Raw genomic sequence first — 16,191 nt, forward strand, 5'->3', positions numbered from 1 at the left:
ACAACCATTCACAGGCGTCGGTCCGACAGAACGGGGAAGCTCTCCCGGGCCGCGCGCACCTCGTCCACGTCGATGTCGAGCGTGAGCACGCGCTCACCGCGGCCCGCCTCGGCGAGCACCTCACCGCTCGGGGAGATGACGGCCGAGTTGCCACCCATCTCCGTCTTCGCGTGCGTGCCCGCAGTGTTGCAGGCGATGACGAAGACCTGGTTCTCGATGGCCCGTGCCTGCAGGAGCGTGCGCCACGCTGCGATGCGTGCCGCCGGCCACGCGGCGGGGATGACGAAGATCTGGGCGCCCTCGTCGACCTGCTTGCGGAACAGCTCCGGGAAGCGCAGGTCGTAACAGGTGGCGAGGCCCACCTTGACGCTGTTGCTGCCGCTTTCGTCCCCCGACGACGGCTCGTCGAGGTCAAGCACGACGACATCCTCGCCCGCCTCGAGAAGCTTGGGCTCGCCGTTGCCGAACCCGAAGCGGTGGATCTTGCGGTAAGTGCCGACGAGTTCACCGTCGGGGTCGAACACCATCGACGTGTTCCACAGTCCACGCCCCTCGGGGCCGGGTTCGCCCGACTTCTCGATGATCGAACCGGCGTGCACGTACGCGCCGAGGTTCGCAGCGGCCTCGGAGAGCGCCTGCGCGACCGGACCCTCGACGTCCTGGGCCTTGTCGGGCCACGCCGGGTAGTCGAAACCTCCGGCGCTCCACAGCTCGGGCAGCACGACGAGGTCGGCGCCCTCCTGCGACTCGACGAGCGAGGCAACGCGGTGGATGCGCTCGGCCATCGGCTCCGAGTCGGTGTAGGCGAGCTGGATGACTGCGACGCGCATGTTCTCAGTCCTTCGTGGTCGACGAGTTCGAACGGGCCTCTTCGTTCTCGACGGTAGCCGACGAGGCGCCGTCACGCTCCACCCCCGAAGCGGGGCGTCCACCGCGCGCCGCGAGGTACTCGTTGTAGGCGCGAAGTTCGGCGTCGTCGTCCCTTTCGGCCTGACGCTCGGCACGCTCACCCTCGATGCGGTCGGAGCGGTACCACTGGGACGCCACGATCATGGCCAGCAGGAACGTCGGGCCCTCACCCGAACCCCACGTGATGGTTCCCGCGGCCTGCTGGTCGCGTAGCGGGTTGTCGACGAAGCCGAGCTGCTCGAAGAACCCCGGGGCGAGCAGCGTGTCGCCGGTCATCATCGCGACACCGAAGAACGCGTGGAACGTGATGGTGATGAGGAGCACGAGCAGGCGCAGCGGTGCGGGCCACTTCTTGGGGCCCGGGTCGATGCCGATGAGCGACCACGCGAAGAGGTAACCGCTCACGAGGAAGTGGACGTTCATGAGGATGTGGCCGGTGTGCGTCGTGAGCGCCAGTTCGAACAGCGGAGTGTAGTAGAACGCCAACAGGCTCACGAAGAACAGCGCCGCCGCGACGGCCGGGTTCGCCACCACGTTGAGGTAGCGGCTGTGGACGACCGAAAGCAGCACCTCACGCGGGCCACGCGTGCCGTCCTTGCGCTTCGCCCAGGCGCGCAGCATGAGCGTCACGGGAGCAGCCATGACGAGGAGGACGGGCACCGTCATCGAGATGACCATGTGGCCGGCCATGTGGACGCTCATCATGACGCGCCCGTAGACGCCGGCTCCGCCGTTGACCGTGACGAGGAAGACGAGCCAGGCGACGACCCACAGGATGGTGCGGTGGATCGGCCAGGCGTCACCGCGCCGGCGCAGGCGCTCGGCCCACCGCACGTACTGGACGATGGCGACGACCGCGACGACCGTGAACAGCCACTCGATGCGCCACTGGCCGAAGAAGTTCTCGACCGACAGAGGCGGCGGTGCCGCGTAGCCCGTGAGGTTGACGATGCGGTCGGAGCTCTCCGTCACCTCACCGACCGGCGGGGCGGAGCGGGCCAGGGCGGCGGCGAGGCCCATCGCGCCACCCATGACGAGAGCCTCGACGAACGCGAGGCGTGCGAACAGGGCCTTGCTCGGCTTGTCCGAGGCGTCACGTTCGAGGACGGCGACGACGCGGCGGCGCTGCTGCCAACCGATGATTCCTAGCGCGAGAAGACACACGGCCTTGGCCACGATGACGAGACCGTAGCGCGTCGAGAAGTACTCGCCGATCTCGTGCACGCGCAGGGTCGAAGCGAGAACACCCGACAGACCGACGAGGCCGATGCACCACGTGGCGACGGCCGAGAAACGGCGCAGCGACGCCGCGGCTCCCTTGCCGAGGCGCGGCCACATCACGCCGAGCGCGATGATGCCGCCGACCCACGCGGCGACCGGCGCGATGTGCAGGATGAGCGAGTCGACGGCCGTCTCGTGATCGGTCGATCCGGCCGCGTGCCCGCTGAGCGCAATGGGCCACAGTGCGAGGAAACCGAGCCCCGTCATCCAGGCGAGCGTGACGCGGGTGGCGCTCCACCAACACACGAGCGCGATGACGAGGGCCGCGAGCGCTGTCAGGGCGGGGTTGCGCAGCAGCTCGATCTGCCAGGTGTTGCTCCACCACTGCCCCACGTACCCGGGGCTGCTCACGGGCAAACCGGCGAGGTCGCCGTAGGAGAGGAAGCTGACGACGACGAGCGCCGCGAACCACAGCGTGGCGCTGATGGCGGCCCAGCGTCCGGCCCGAGCAACACGAGCGGTCTTGCTGCCCTCGGGCACGACGAAGGCGCCGAGCGCGGCGAATCCGATCGTGGCCGCCATCGCGACGTCCGCGACCGGCTTGAACACGGCGATGCCCCAGCGCACGAGCGCACCCGAGTCGAGAAGCTGCTGGGCCTTGCTCGCGCCGGTGAAGATGATGGTGGCCGCAGCCACGACGACCGCGACACAAAGGACGACGAGGAGAACCTGAGGGCCGCTGACCCCCGAAGCCGACCCCCGCGACGTGGACGCAGCAGAGCCGGCACGGGGCGTTTCGGGGGCGTTCGTCGACATGGTTCCAAGCATACGGTTCGGCCACGACAAGCCGATCACGGCCTCGCGACCGCACGGTTTGCTTGTATGGCACAACCAAACATATAGTTGTTCGCGCCAAAGAACGCCCGTCGCCCGACGCGGCACCACCCACCCCGCGAAGGACATCATGACCGTCGACCGAGCCGTGGCGCGCGAAATCGCCACGTCGCTCGTGGGCACGTTCAAAGCGCTCAGCGCGCACAAGCGTCGCCTCCCACGCCCCCACCCCCACGCCGAACAAGGGTCGCTCCCGCTGCTCCACGCCCTCGCGGCCGAGCCGCTACGCGTCTCCGCACTCGCCGAGGTCATCCACTCGGATGTCTCGACCGTCAGCCGTCAGGTGAGCGCCCTCTCCGGAGGCGGCCTCGTGGCCAAGATCCAGGATCCCGAGGACGGGCGAGCCCAGCTCGTCAGCCTCACCGACGAGGGCACCGCCCTCATCGAGGACATGCGAGAGCGCCGCGCCCGCTGGGTGCAGTCGCTCCTGTCCGACTGGAGCAGCGACGAAGCACTCGAGTTCGAACGGCTCCTCACCAAGTTCTCGGCCTCGCTCGACGCCTACGCGGCGCCGGCGACCGACACCGCCTCCCCCACCACAGACTCCTCACGAAGGAACAACACGTGACGTCACCCGCAGCGCCGCCGGCCCCCGCGCCCGCAGCCGGCGAATTCACCCACGCGCAGATCATGCGCATCCTCTACGGGCTGCTCATGGGCATGTTCCTCGCAGCCCTCGACCAGACCATCGTCTCCACCGCGATCCGCACCATCGGTGACGACCTGCACGGGCTGTCCGCGCAGGCGTGGGTGACGACGGCCTACCTCATCACCTCGACGATCGCGACGCCGCTGTACGGCAAGCTGTCGGACATGTTCGGGCGCCGCCCGTTCTACCTGTTCGCCATCGTCACGTTCATCATCGGCTCGCTCGCCTGTTCGTTCGCGGACACGATGTACCAGCTCGCCGCGTTCCGCGCGATCCAGGGCATCGGGGCCGGCGGCCTCATGTCGCTGGCTCTCGCCATCATCGGCGACATCCTGCCGCCGCGTGAGCGCGCCAAGTACCAGGGCTACTTCCTCGCCGTCTTCGGTACGACGTCGGTGCTCGGCCCGGTCATCGGCGGCTTCTTCGCCGAGCAGAGCTCCATCCTCGGCCTGACGGGCTGGCGCTGGGTCTTCCTCATAAACGTGCCGCTCGGCATTGTCGCGTTCATGCTCGTGGCCCGCACGCTGCACCTGCACCACGAGCGTCGCGAGGCTCGCGTCGACTACCTGGGCGCGGCTGCGCTCGTCATCGGCCTCGTGCCGCTCCTGACGGTGGCCGAGCAGGGCCGCACGTGGGGCTGGGACTCGACGAAGTCGATCGCCTGCTTCGTCATCGGCATCATCGGCATCCTGCTGTTCATCGCCGTCGAGGCGCGCATGAAGGACGACGCGCTCATCCCGCTGCGCATCTTCAAGAGCCGCGCCATCTCGGTGACGATCGTCGGTTCGATCATCATCGGTATGGCGATGTTCGGCGCCATGATGATGCTGCCGCTCTACATGCAGATCGTGCACGGCGCGTCGCCGATGAAGTCCGGCCTCATGATGCTTCCGCTTGTGCTCGGCATGATGTCGGCCTCGATCATTTCGGGTCAGATCACAGCGCGCACCGGCGTCATCCGTATCTTCCCGATCATCGGTACGGCCCTGTTGTCGATCGGCATGTTTGCGCTGTCGCACATCACGGCCGACTCCGAGCTGTGGGTCGTCATGGCATTCATGCTCCTCGTCGGCCTCGGCCTCGGTAACTGCATGCAGGCGCTGACGCTCATCGTGCAGAACGCCGTGTCGCCGCGCGAGATCGGTATGGCCACGTCGTCCGCGACGTTCTTCCGCCAGATGGGTGGAACCATCGGTGTCGCCGTCTTCCTGTCGATGCTGTTCTCGACGGTCGGCGACCGCATCAAGGAGAACATGACGGCGGCCGCCGCGACGCCGGAGTTCAAGCAGGCTCTGCAGACCGCGCTCGGCGACAAGACGCTCATGGCCGACAAGGAGGCCTACGGCATCGTCCAGGGTCTCGCGAACCCGAAGGGTGGTGGCGCTGCGCTCAACTCGGTGAGTGAGGACTCCTCCGTCATCTCGCGTCTGCCGAAGGCCATCGCGCACCCGTTCGAGGCGGGCTTCGCGGACGCCATGGACCACGTCTTCCTCACGGCGATGGGCATTTCCGTCCTCGGCTTCCTCGTGCTGCTGCTCCTGCCGAAGATCGAGCTGCGCACGCAGTCCGGCATGGCGGCCGCTGCTGCGGCCAAGTCGAAGGCCGAGGGCGAGGCCGCCGCTGCTGCGAGTGCCAATGGCATGGACGAGGGTGAGGCTCCCTCCACCACTCGCGCTGCCGACGGTCACGTCAGTGGCACCTCGCCGGCCGAGGAGGTCGTCGGTACGGGCTCCGCGTGGTGCGCAGCGCCGACGATCGAGGAGATCGCCGCGGACGGTCAGCCCGTCCCGGAGGCCGTCCACGACGCCGAGGTTCGTGTGGAACTTCGCGAGCAGGGCGAGGACGTCGCACACAAGACCCCGCGTCACCGTCGATCGGACGACTGAACGACGTCACCTCAAATGCCCGCTCCGGCTCTGCCGGGGCGGGCATTTGCGTGTGATGGAATGTCGGCGCACGCCGACCACTCGTGAGCGCGAAGAGGATCGAAGATGGAGAAATGGAGCCTGGACCATCCGGGCCTCGGCCGCTTCGAGGCGTACGTCGGATGGCATGACGAACTGCGCCAGATCGACCCGAGTTACCCCGAACCCGACGAGGACGATTCGCCCGAAGCGCTCGCGCAGACTGCGGCGGCGAAGAAGGCCGACGGACGGCTGGGGCGCCTTGCCGGTCGGGTGCGCCCGATGCTCGGCATGAACGAGCAGTGGCAGCGCCAGGGGCTCGTCATCACCCGTGACGGGAGCACGATCTCGCGCCACCAGAGCATCGGTTCGCGCAAGGCACCGATGGCGCGCTCGCTGCCGGACGGCAAGTTCACCTCGAGTTCGTCCGCGACGAAGCCGTGCTTCGACATCACGGCCGACCCGCTGGGGCGTCACCTCACCGACATCCACCTCAAGACCGAGGACGAGGTCGTCGCCTTCGAGCCGCCCGAGGACTCCCCAGCTGCCCGTCGTCAGGACGCGATGGACGCGTCCCCGTGGAAGCGCGTCGTTTACCCGCTGCTCGGCGGGCTCGGCAAGAGCGGGTGGGCCATCGTGATGCTCCTGCTCGCGCCGGTCATCACGGAGATCATCGCCACCGTCATCGCGTGGATCGTCGAGTTGCTCGCGCCGCTCGTGCCCGACATCGGCTGGCCCAACATCTCGCTGCCGAGCATCCCGTGGCCCGATCTGCCCAACATCAACTGGCCCGACATCCCGTGGCCGAGTCTGCCGAGCATCCCGTGGCCGGACTGGACGCCGCCCGGCTGGGTGGTGTGGCTGCTCGACCATCCGAAGGTCTGGTTCCCCATCGTCCTGGCCGTCGTCTGGGGTGTGGGGGCGCGCCGCAATGCGAAGAAGTCGCAGGCCAAGAAGGCCGAGTGGGCCAAGCGCCACGAGTACGCCCGCCTGGCCGGAGCGATGCGCGAGCTGGCCGCCCGGGAGACCGACGACTGACGTCCGGCGCGTGGGTCGCTCAGCCGATGAGCGGGCGCCCCTCCGGGTAGGTGTAGCGGCGTGTGCTTTCGCGCAGCGCCAATGCAGAGACGAGGGTGATCGGCCCGAGGCGCCCCAGAAACATGAGCGCGACGAGCAGCAGCTGACCGGCATCCGGCAGCTTGGCCGTGACACCGGTCGACAACCCGACCGTCGCGAACGCTGACGTCGACTCGAACAGCAACTCGGCGAGGCGAATGTCGGATATCTGCGTGAGGATCAGGGTCGAGGCGACGACGGCCGCGATGCCGATGAGGGCGACGTTGAGCGCCTGGCGCATCGTGCGATCGGCGATGCGCCGCTCGAAGATCGTCGCATGCGTCTCCCCGCGCATCTCCGCGACGATGCCGACGAACAGGAGGAAGAACGTCGTCACCTTGATGCCGCCCGCAGTACCGGCGGATCCTCCACCGATGAACATCAGGATGATCGTCGACAAGAGGGTGCCCTCGTCGACCTGGCCGTAATCCCACGCGTTGAATCCCGCGGTGCGCGGCGAGACGCTGTGGAACGTGCCCACGAGGAGCTTCTCGCCGAGGCCCATCTGGCCGAGCGTTTTCGGGTTACTCCACTCCACTGCGGTGATCACGACGGCGCCGATGAGCAGCAACGACGTCGACATCATGAGGGTGATCTTCGTGTGCAGGCTCCAACGGCGCCGCCTGCGGACCCGGATCACCTCCATAATGACCGGGAACCCGAGCCCACCGAGGATTATCGCGGCGCTGATGGGCGCAATGATCCACACGTCACGCGCGTAACTCATGAGATTGTCGCTGAACAGCGCGAAACCGGCGTTGTTGAACGCCGAAACGGCGTGGAAGACACCGAGGTACGCGGCACGGCCGAACGAATGGCCGTAGCCGAGCCACCATCGCAGAGTCAGGGCTGTCGCGACGAGGATCTCGACGGTGCACGTCACGCGCACGACGCCTAACAGCACGTTGCGGATGTCGCCCAGACCCTCGGCCTTCGTCTCGCTGGCAGCTGTGAGGCGGCTGCGCAGCCCGAGCTTCTTCGTCAGCACGATGGCGAGCAACGACGCGAGCGTCATGACGCCGAAGCCGCCGATCTGGATGAGGACGAGGATGACGACCTGGCCGAACGGCGTCCAGTAGTTCGGCGTGTCGACGGTCGACAGGCCGGTGACGCATACGGCGCTTGTCGCGTGGAACACAGCGGTGACGACGGGCGCAGAGCCTGGCGCCGTGGTGGCGATCGGCAGCATGAGCAACGCCGTGCCGACCGCGACCGCTGCCGCGAATGCGGCGACAACGACCTGCCCCGCGTGCCGGAACCTCAGCCGTTTGACCCACTGATCACGCATCGGCTTCCCATCTCCGCCCTGCGGGCCGCCTGACTGCGGCCCGCCCCGAGCGTAATCCCCGCCCTGCCACACGGGCGGCGTCAGGCCCAGGCAATGCCCTTCGCGGGGTTCTCGAGGATCTGGCCGACCGTCGAGAGGAAGCGCGAGCCGACGTCGCCGTCGATGAGGCGGTGGTCGAAGCTCAGCGAGAGCTGGGCCACCTGGCGGATCGCGATGTCCTGCTCACCGGCGTCGTTCGTGACGACCCACGGCATCGGACGCACCGCGCCGATGGCCAGGATGCCACTCTCACCGGGCTTGATGATCGGCGTTCCGGCGTCGACTCCGAAGACGCCGATGTTGCTGATCGTGAACGTACCGCCGTTGAGGATGGCCGGGCTCGGCTTGCCGTGACGGGCGATGTCGATGAGCTTCGCCATCTCGCGCGCCAGGTCGAGCAGCCCGAAGCGTCCGGCGTCCTTGATGTTCGGCACGAGCAGGCCACGGTCGGTGGCCGCCGCGATGCCGAGGTTCACCTCGGAGCGCATGACGATCTCGGCGTTCGCCTCGTCCCACAGCGCGTTCATCATCGGCTCGCGCTTCATCGCGATGAGGCACGCCTTCGCGACGATGAGGTTCGGCGTCACCTTGACGTCGCGGAACTCGCGGTCGCGTTGCAACTCCTTGACGAACTCCATCGTGCGCGTCATGTCGACGGTGTAGAACTCGCTGACGTGCGGCGCGGTGAACGCGCTGCTCACCATCGCCTGGGCCGTCACCTTGCGCACGCCCTTGATTGGCAGACGCTCGTCCGTCAGGCCGCCCGAAGCAGCCGGGGCCGCTGCCGGAACGACCGGACGCTCGGGGGCCGTCGAGCGAGCGGCCGCAGCGGCGTCGACCGCGCTCGGGGCAGCCGGAGCCGCAGGCGCGTCGGGACGCATGTGGCGGGGAGTCGACGCTCCTGCCGCAGCCGACACATCGTCACGGCTGACGACGCCGTCGTCGCGCGAGGCCTTCACCTCGTCGATGTCGACGCCCTGCGCCTTCGCGAAACCGCGCGTCGCCGGGGCGGCGAGCGCACGCTCACCTGCGTCCGGGCGGTTGCGACGGGCGCGGCGGCTCGTGCTGGACGCCGTCGGGCCGTACCCGACGAGGGTCTTCTGCTGCGGCTCCTCGTCGCCCTCGGCTGCCGTGGCCGCCGGAGCGTCGTCGGCCGGGGGCGCGACCTCGGCGGAGGCCTGCATGTCGTCAGCCGCTTCTTCGGCCGGCGTCTCGGACGTCGAGGCGTCGACCTCGGCAGCACCGTCGACGGCGGCCTCGGCTTCGGCAACGTCGACGTCGCCTCCGACCTCGATCGTCACGATCGGCGTACCGACCTCGACGGTCTCACCCTCAGGAACGAGGATCTCGACGACCTTGCCCTCCCACGGGATGGGCAGCTCGACGAGCGACTTGGCCGTCTCGATCTCGAGGACGGGCTGGTTGACCTCCACGGTGTCGCCCGCGGCGACGTGCCACGTGACGATCTCGGCCTCGACGAGGCCCTCACCGGGATCGGGCAGGGGGAACTGCAGAACAGGCACTGGCGTGTCTCCTAGAAGCTGAAGGCTGCGTCGACGGCATCGAGGATGCGGTCGAGGCCGGGAAGGTACTCGCGCTCGTGGCGGCTCGGCGGGTACGGGATGTCGTATCCCGTGACGCGCTGCACCGGCGCTTCGAGCGAGTAGAAGCACTTCTCCTGGATGATGGCGGCGATCTCGGCGCCCATACCGAGCGTGCGGGCGGCCTCGTGGACGACGACGGCGCGACCGGTCTTGCGAACCGACTCGCAGATCGTCTCCTCGTCGAGGGGCGAGAGCGTGCGCAGGTCGATGACCTCGAGCGAGCGTCCCTCCTCTTCGGCGGCCTTGGCCACGTCGAGGCAGGTGCGCACCATCGGGCCGTAGGCCAGGAGCGTGAGGTCGGTGCCCTCGCGCAGGACCTCGGCCTCGTACAGGCCGCGCTGCGGGCCGGCTGCGAGGTCGAGCTGGTCGGGGCTCGGCTCGTGGTAGCGACGCTTGGGCTCGTAGAACACGACCGGGTCGTCGGAGTCGATGGCCTGGCGCATCATCCAGTACGCGTCGACTGGCCGCGAGCAGACGACAACCCGCAGGCCGGCGGTGTGCACGAAGTACGACTCGTTCGACTCGCTGTGGTGCTCGACGGCGCCGATGCCGCCACCGAACGGGATGCGGATGACCATCGGCAGCTTCACCGCCCCACCGGTGCGGTTGTGCAGCTTGCTCACCTGGCTGACGATCTGGTCGAAGGCCGGGTACACGAAGCCGTCGAACTGGATCTCGACGATCGGGCGGTAGCCGCGCATCGCGAGTCCGACAGCCGAGCCGACGATGCCGGACTCGGCCAGCGGCGGGTCGATGACGCGCTCGCCGAACTCGCGCTTGAGGCCGTCGGTGAGGCGGAAGACGCCGCCGAGGTCACCGACGTCCTCACCGATGACGACGACCTTGTCGTCGGCCACCATCGCGTCGTGCATCGCCGCGTTGAGAGCGCGGGCGAGCGAGAGCTTCGGCGGCTTCTTGGCGCGAACGGGAGCCTTCTCAGCGGTCTCCGACGTGCTCACGCGCTCGCCTCCTCGAAGGACGCGAGGTACTCGGCGAACTCCTCGCGCTGCGCGCGCAGCTGCGGGTCGAGGTCGATGTAGGCGTGGTCGAACATCGCCGTCATCTCCGGGTCGGCCATCTCGACGCAGGAGCGGCGCCAACCGGCGGCCAGATCCTTCGCCTCGGCGTCGACATCGCCGAAGAACGACGCGTCGGCGTGGTTCTCACGCTCGAGCAGGGCGCGCAGACGCGCGATCGGGTCCTTGGCCTTCCACGCCTCGACGTGCGCGTCCTCGCGGTAGCGCGTCGGGTCGTCGGACGTCGTGTGGGCGCCCATGCGATAGGTGAAGGCCTCGATGAGCGTCGGGCCGAGCCCGCTGCGTGCGTTGTCGAGGCTCCGGCGCGTGACGGCCCAGGTGGCGAGCACGTCGTTGCCGTCGGTGCGCACACCGGGGAAGCCGAAACCGTCCGCGCGCTTGTACGGCGGAATGATGAACTGACGCGTGTTGGGCTCGCTGATCGCCCAACCGTTGTTCTGGATGAAGAAGACCATCGGCGAGTGGTTGACGGCCGCGTAGACCATGGCCTCGTTGAAGTCACCCTGGCTCGTGCCACCGTCACCCGTGAACGCGATGACGGCCGTGTCCTTCGTGTCGTCTCCCGTGCCCACGAGGCCGTCGAGGCGCACGCCCATGGCGTAGCCGGCGGCGTTGAGCATCTGGTTGCCGATGACGATGGTGAACGTGGCGAAGTTGTGGTCGGCCGGGTTCCAGCCACCGTGGCTCACACCGCGGTAGGTGGCGAAGACCTGCGCGGGCGTGATGCCGCGGCAGAACGCGACGCCGTGCTCGCGGTAGCCCGGGTAGGCGAAGTCCTGCTCACGCATGGCGTGGCCGGCGGCGACCTGCGCGGCCTCCTGGCCGAGGAGCTGCGGCCACAGGCCCAGCTCACCCTGGCGCTGGAGGCTGTAGCCCTCGATGTCGAACCGGCGCACGAGCACCATGTCGCGGTACATGGCGCGCACCTCTTCGGCCGTGATGGCCTTGAGCGCTTCCACGTACGGCTCGTTGACGCTCGACATCGGCGTGCGCGAACCGTCGGGCGCAATGAGCTGCACCATGTCCGGGCCGCCGTCCGTGACGTCGGGCAAACCGTCGAGCTTGTGGCCTGCGACGTGCGTGACGCCGTCGATGCCTTCCGATGCTCCGGAGATCGTCATCGTTCCTCCTCGGCGGAGGCGAACGATGCGTCACCCCCGCGTTCGGTGGTGGACGGTTGATGCGCCGTACCACCTCGTCGGGATCTTGTGACGCAGGTCACGCCACCGATGATGACGGTACCCGACGAAACGACCTGCAAAGCACTACCCGCACGTCACTTTTTCCTTGCGCCGCCGCGGATTTCGAGGGGTGAGCGGAGAGTCTCACCATGTGGTCATCGAGTGCCGACGAAACCCTTCACAACGTCGACGAGGCGGTCGTTGGCCTCCGGCTCCGCGATGGTGGCGCGCACGCCCTCCCCCGCGAACGGACGCACGACGAGTCCGGCGTCCTTCGCGACGCCGGCGAACTCCTCCGTGCGCTCGCTGAGCGGCAGCCAGACGAAGTTGGCCTGCGTGTCGGGGATGTTGAGGTCGGCGTCGGCGAGCGCCTCGACGACGCGTCGACGCTCGGCGACGAGGGCCTGCACGCGCTCCTCGAGTTCGTCGTACGCAGCGAGGCTGGCGACAGCCGCCTTCTGTGCCATGTCGTTGACGCCGAACGGCGTGGCCGCCTTGCGCAGGGCCTTGGTGATGCGCGGGCGCGCCACGGCGTAGCCGACGCGCAGCCCCGCCAGGCCGTAGGCCTTGGAGAACGTGCGCAGCACGACGACGTTGGGGAACTCCCGGTAGAACGCGAGCGCGTCCGGAGCGTCGTCGGCCTCGACGAACTCGAGGTAGGCCTCGTCGAGAACGACGAGCAGATCCTTCGGAAGCTTCTCGATGAAGGCCCGAAGTTCGTCGGTACGAACGCTGGGGCCGGTGGGGTTGTTCGGGGTGCACACGATGAGCAGGCGGGTGCGGTCGGTGACGGCGGCTGCCATGGCGTCGAGGTCGTGGCGGGCATCGGCGTCGAGGGGCACCTGAACCGAGCGTGCGCCGGTCAGCGCGGTGACGATGGGGTAGGCCTCGAACGAGCGCCACGCGTAGACGACCTCGTCACCCGGCTCGCACGTGATCGCGATGAGCGCGGCGAGGATGCCGACCGATCCGGTGCCGAAGCTGACCTCGTCGTCACTGACACCGAGCTTTTGCGCGAGCGCGTGCGTGAGCTCCGAGGAGGCCATGTCGGGGTAGCGGTTCATCGTCGCGACGGCCTCGTGGACGGCCTCGACGACGGACGGCAGCGGCGGGTACGGGTTCTCGTTGCTCGAGATCTTGTAGACGACCGTGTCCCCCTCAGCTGCGGCCGGTTTGCCGGGCTTGTAGCCGGGCACCGAGTCGAGCGTCGTACGCAGGCGGACGGGAGTGGCGAGGGTCTCGTCTGTCATGGGCCCCACCATACGGTCGCACGAAGTCGGCTCGATCCGTTGCCATGCCCGGACCGCCGCTCTACCGTCGAAGAAGCTGCCGCCCGGCGGTGAGAGCCCGACGGCTCGCCCTGCGAGCCGCCACGGAAGGGGAACGACGATGGCGAGCACCTACACAGCACGACCCGGCCCGCCCTGCTGGTACGAACTGGGCACCGACGACCTCGAGGCGGCGAGCGAGTTCTACGCTGCCGTCCTTGGTTGGCAGACGGCGAACGAAGGCGGTTCCGACTACGTCGTGGGCCTCGACGCCGACGGCAACGGTGTGGCGGGCATGATGCGGCTCGCCGACCAGGAGGGGGAACCACCGCCGAACTGGGTCTTCTACCTTGAGGTCGCGGACGCCGACGCGTCGGCCCGTGCCGTCGCCGAAGCGGGCGGGGCGGTACTCATGGAGCCCAGCGACATTCCGGACACTGGCCGCTTCGCCGTCGTCGCCGACCCCCAAGGCGCCGTCTTCTCGATCATGGCCCCACGCCCGCCGGAGGAGCCGCCGAACTCGCGAGCGTTCGAACCCGAGCGCATCGGCCACGGCAGTTGGCACGAGTTGACGACCACTGACCCGGAGGCCGCCGTGGCCTTCTACGCGTCGGTATTCGGCTGGAACACCGGCGAGAAGCTGGAGATGGGCGAATCGGGCGGGTATCAGATCGTCGAGATCGACGGCCAGGCTGCGGGAGGCATCATGCAGCTCGGTGGACGGGAGGGTCCGGCGTGGCTCAGCTACTTCACAGTGCCGAGTGTGGATGATGCCCTCGGCCGGGCTCGCTCGGCGGGTGGCCGGATCGTCACCGGACCGAACGAGGCTCCGGGCGGCATCTTCACCGCGGTGATCACCGATCCGCAGGGCGCTGCCTTCGGCATCTCGGGCGGTCGGTAACCGACGCACGGCGACGGCGATTCAGGGGTCCTCCCACCTGCGACACAGCTACCGGGGTCACACTGGGGCCATGCGCACTCTGCTCAAGATCGCCATCAACGGCCTCGCACTCTGGGCCGCCGCAGCGCTCGTCGACGGCATCACGCTGGCCGACGGAGCGAGCACCACGACCTCCAAGGTGCTCACCATCGCCGTCGTCGCGGCGGTGTTCGGCCTCGTCAACGCCGTCGTCCGGCCCGTCGCGAAGTTCTTCGGTTTCCCGTTCCTCATCGTGACGCTCGGGCTGTTCATCTTCGTCATCAACGCGGCCATGCTGGCCTTGACGTCGTGGCTCGCGGGAGTGTTCGGTCTCGACTTCCACGTCGACCAGTTCTGGCCGACGGCAGTGCTCGGCGCCCTCGTCGTGACGTTCGTGTCGTGGGTGCTGGGCCTCTTCTTCGACACCGACGACGACACCCGCCGTCCTGCGCCGCGCGGCTACGACCGCCGCGGCCCCGGTCGCCCGGGCGGGCCGACGATGTCGCGCTACTGAGCCTCGATCACGCCCAGTCGGGCGCTTCGCCGTTCTCGAGGTAGACGCCGAAGCGTCCGGCGTCGGCGGCCGCGATAGCCTGGCGGATCACCTTGGCCGTGTACGCCGCGACGTGGTCGTCGAGGTCGCCGGGCGCCACGTGGTGGATGCCGGCGATCTCCTTGCGCTGCAGGGTGAAGTCGTCACTCGAGCGGTCGAGCGTGGCCTCGAAGACGTAGAGCATCGCGTCGTCCCAGCCGCGCCACGGCGGCAGCCACGACACGACGCGCAGCCCGGTGAGGGTGGCCTTGACGCCGAGTTCCTCGTCGAGTTCGCGCACCACCGCGTGTGCGGGCGACTCGTGGGGGTCGACAACGCCGCCGGGCAGATCCCAGAAGCGCTTGTACGAGAGCTCGCACAGCATGACGCCGCCCGCTTCGTCGCGCACGAGTGCCTGCGCGATGGTGCGGGTCTTGGGCAGCTTCGTGTTGAGGTAGACGGCCGCCTTGGAGACGGTGTTCTCGTCGGGCAACTCCTCGGCCGAGGCCTCGGCCACCGTCGCCTCGCGCAGTTCGGCGGCCACCTTGGCCTTGATCTCGCGCTCCTGCTCGTGCGTCTGGTCGCTCATCAGCCCTCCGGTTGCATGTGGGCAATCTCGTCGAGGAAGTCGTCGACCTCCTTGGGGTCGTACCCTCGGCGTAGCCCCGCCGAGTCGAACCGCGCGTACTGCGGATCGGGCAGTTCGATGCCACGGCGCATCGCGATGACGACCGAGTCGAGGTAGTCGTCGACGTCGTGTTCGTCGTAGCTCGTCGAGGCGCGCCCGACGAGGGTGAACTTCTTCTCGCGCACGTGGTCCATCTGCTCGTGCGTCCAGCGCAGCGTCGTGTCGTCGTCCCGTGTCGTCAGCGCGGCGATCTCGGCGTCGCGCTCGCGGCGCGCCACCTCGTCGGGGTGCTCGACGACGGTGGTGGCGGACCATACCGACATGAGCGTGAGGAAACCGGCGACCTGCGTCGGGGAGACACCGCCGCGGGGTGCGCGCCGCAGCGCCATGGCGTCGAGGTCGGGCAACGGCTTGGCCTTGCGCATCGCCGTCAGCACCCGCAGGCGCAGGCGCTCGACATCCTCGGGGTGGTACCCGCCGACGGCGACCGGAGCGAACCGCGCCCGCTCGACGACCTCGATCTGCCTGTTGCTCCACGCCATGGCCCCAGCCTTTCACGTCGGCACACTCGGAAGCGGAAGCAGTCTTTACCGGAGCGCCCGAATGTACGCTGCGATCTCCCCCCGCGGCGGAAGCTCAGGCGGCGCATCTAGCCCCATGCGTTCGGCGACCCGCTGCAGCAACACGGCGAGATCTGAGCGCGCAAGTTCGATGCGGTCATCTACTGGCCATACCGTGTCAGGAAACCTGGTGAGCGAGGCCAGGATGTGGGGAGGCAACCCCTTCGGCTCGATACGGCGCACTACGACACCGGCGCGCTTTCGGTGCCGGAAATTGAGCTCGATTTCGAGATGATCCACCTCGGCCGGCGCCCACCAGGCTTGCCACCCGCCGCGTTGCTTCAGGACGTACTGCAACGCCAAGTGATACTCCTTGGGGACGCCGACTTCGGTGCCCGGAAATTCGGTGTACGCGATGCGCTTACCCATCCGAAAAAATCAG

At 68.3% G+C, this 16,191-nt stretch carries 15 protein-coding genes; 5 read left to right on the forward strand and 10 right to left on the reverse strand.

Annotation, left to right across the window (positions count from 1 at the left end):
* Positions 1 to 8: 8 nt before the first annotated feature.
* Positions 9 to 830: a carbon-nitrogen family hydrolase gene (locus IM689_RS02060; RefSeq protein WP_193642660.1), complete on the reverse strand. Its 822-nt coding sequence runs from the start codon at positions 828 to 830 to the stop codon at positions 9 to 11.
* Between the two features lie 4 nt (positions 831 to 834).
* A complete protein-coding gene (locus IM689_RS02065; protein WP_193642661.1) occupies positions 835 to 2,946 on the reverse strand; it encodes a cytochrome c oxidase assembly protein in 2,112 nt (703 codons plus the stop codon).
* A 148-nt stretch (positions 2,947 to 3,094) separates the two neighbouring features.
* Between IM689_RS02065 and IM689_RS02070 the strand changes: the two genes are divergently transcribed.
* From IM689_RS02070 to IM689_RS02080, 3 genes are all read left to right on the forward strand, one after another.
* Positions 3,095 to 3,592: a MarR family winged helix-turn-helix transcriptional regulator gene (locus tag IM689_RS02070; RefSeq protein ID WP_193642662.1), complete on the forward strand. Its 498-nt coding sequence runs from the start codon at positions 3,095 to 3,097 to the stop codon at positions 3,590 to 3,592.
* A gap of 62 nt (positions 3,593 to 3,654) precedes the next feature.
* Positions 3,655 to 5,559 carry an MDR family MFS transporter gene (locus IM689_RS02075; RefSeq protein ID WP_193642844.1) on the forward strand — a complete coding sequence of 635 codons (1,905 nt, stop codon included), beginning with the start codon at positions 3,655 to 3,657 and terminating at the stop codon, positions 5,557 to 5,559.
* Between the two features lie 105 nt (positions 5,560 to 5,664).
* Positions 5,665 to 6,615, forward strand: a complete 951-nt coding sequence (locus IM689_RS02080) for a hypothetical protein (protein WP_193642663.1) — start codon at positions 5,665 to 5,667, stop codon at positions 6,613 to 6,615.
* Between the two features lie 19 nt (positions 6,616 to 6,634).
* Here the strand turns inward: IM689_RS02080 and IM689_RS02085 are convergent, their stop codons facing one another.
* The 5 genes from IM689_RS02085 to hisC form a co-directional block, all read right to left on the reverse strand.
* Positions 6,635 to 7,981: a TrkH family potassium uptake protein gene (locus tag IM689_RS02085; protein WP_193642664.1), complete on the reverse strand. Its 1,347-nt coding sequence runs from the start codon at positions 7,979 to 7,981 to the stop codon at positions 6,635 to 6,637.
* A gap of 80 nt (positions 7,982 to 8,061) precedes the next feature.
* On the reverse strand, positions 8,062 to 9,543 hold the full coding sequence (locus IM689_RS02090; RefSeq protein WP_193642665.1) for a dihydrolipoamide acetyltransferase family protein: 1,482 nt from the start codon (positions 9,541 to 9,543) through the stop codon (positions 8,062 to 8,064).
* A gap of 11 nt (positions 9,544 to 9,554) precedes the next feature.
* Positions 9,555 to 10,583, reverse strand: coding sequence for an alpha-ketoacid dehydrogenase subunit beta (locus tag IM689_RS02095; protein WP_193642666.1), 1,029 nt, complete (start codon positions 10,581 to 10,583; stop codon positions 9,555 to 9,557).
* Positions 10,580 to 11,782 (reverse strand): thiamine pyrophosphate-dependent dehydrogenase E1 component subunit alpha, encoded by a 1,203-nt coding sequence (locus IM689_RS02100; RefSeq protein ID WP_193642667.1) that lies wholly within the window; start codon positions 11,780 to 11,782, stop codon positions 10,580 to 10,582. Before IM689_RS02100 ends, IM689_RS02095 begins: the two co-directional genes overlap by 4 nt.
* A gap of 215 nt (positions 11,783 to 11,997) precedes the next feature.
* Positions 11,998 to 13,092 (reverse strand): histidinol-phosphate transaminase, encoded by a 1,095-nt coding sequence (hisC, locus tag IM689_RS02105; RefSeq protein ID WP_193642668.1) that lies wholly within the window; start codon positions 13,090 to 13,092, stop codon positions 11,998 to 12,000.
* Between the two features lie 139 nt (positions 13,093 to 13,231).
* Between hisC and IM689_RS02110 the strand changes: the two genes are divergently transcribed.
* Both IM689_RS02110 and IM689_RS02115 read left to right on the forward strand, forming a co-directional pair.
* Positions 13,232 to 14,011, forward strand: a complete 780-nt coding sequence (locus tag IM689_RS02110; protein ID WP_193642669.1) for a VOC family protein — start codon at positions 13,232 to 13,234, stop codon at positions 14,009 to 14,011.
* Between the two features lie 70 nt (positions 14,012 to 14,081).
* Entirely contained in the window at positions 14,082 to 14,543 is a 462-nt protein-coding gene (locus tag IM689_RS02115) for a phage holin family protein (protein WP_082128643.1), read from the forward strand.
* A gap of 7 nt (positions 14,544 to 14,550) precedes the next feature.
* On the opposite strand, the gene IM689_RS02120 is transcribed toward IM689_RS02115, so the two are convergent.
* Genes IM689_RS02120 through IM689_RS02130 form a run of 3 tightly spaced genes read right to left on the reverse strand, consistent with a single transcriptional unit; the run spans position 14,551 to position 16,178 of the window.
* Positions 14,551 to 15,150: an NUDIX domain-containing protein gene (locus IM689_RS02120; protein WP_052946811.1), complete on the reverse strand. Its 600-nt coding sequence runs from the start codon at positions 15,148 to 15,150 to the stop codon at positions 14,551 to 14,553.
* Positions 15,150 to 15,731 (reverse strand): DivIVA domain-containing protein, encoded by a 582-nt coding sequence (locus IM689_RS02125; protein ID WP_193642670.1) that lies wholly within the window; start codon positions 15,729 to 15,731, stop codon positions 15,150 to 15,152. Before IM689_RS02125 ends, IM689_RS02120 begins: the two co-directional genes overlap by 1 nt.
* A gap of 45 nt (positions 15,732 to 15,776) precedes the next feature.
* Positions 15,777 to 16,178, reverse strand: a complete 402-nt coding sequence (locus IM689_RS02130) for a hypothetical protein (RefSeq protein ID WP_193642671.1) — start codon at positions 16,176 to 16,178, stop codon at positions 15,777 to 15,779.
* Positions 16,179 to 16,191: the final 13 nt, after the last annotated feature.

Origin of the sequence: Dermacoccus barathri (assembly GCF_015070805.1) — a bacterium.
GTDB lineage: Bacteria > Actinomycetota > Actinomycetes > Actinomycetales > Dermatophilaceae > Dermacoccus > Dermacoccus abyssi.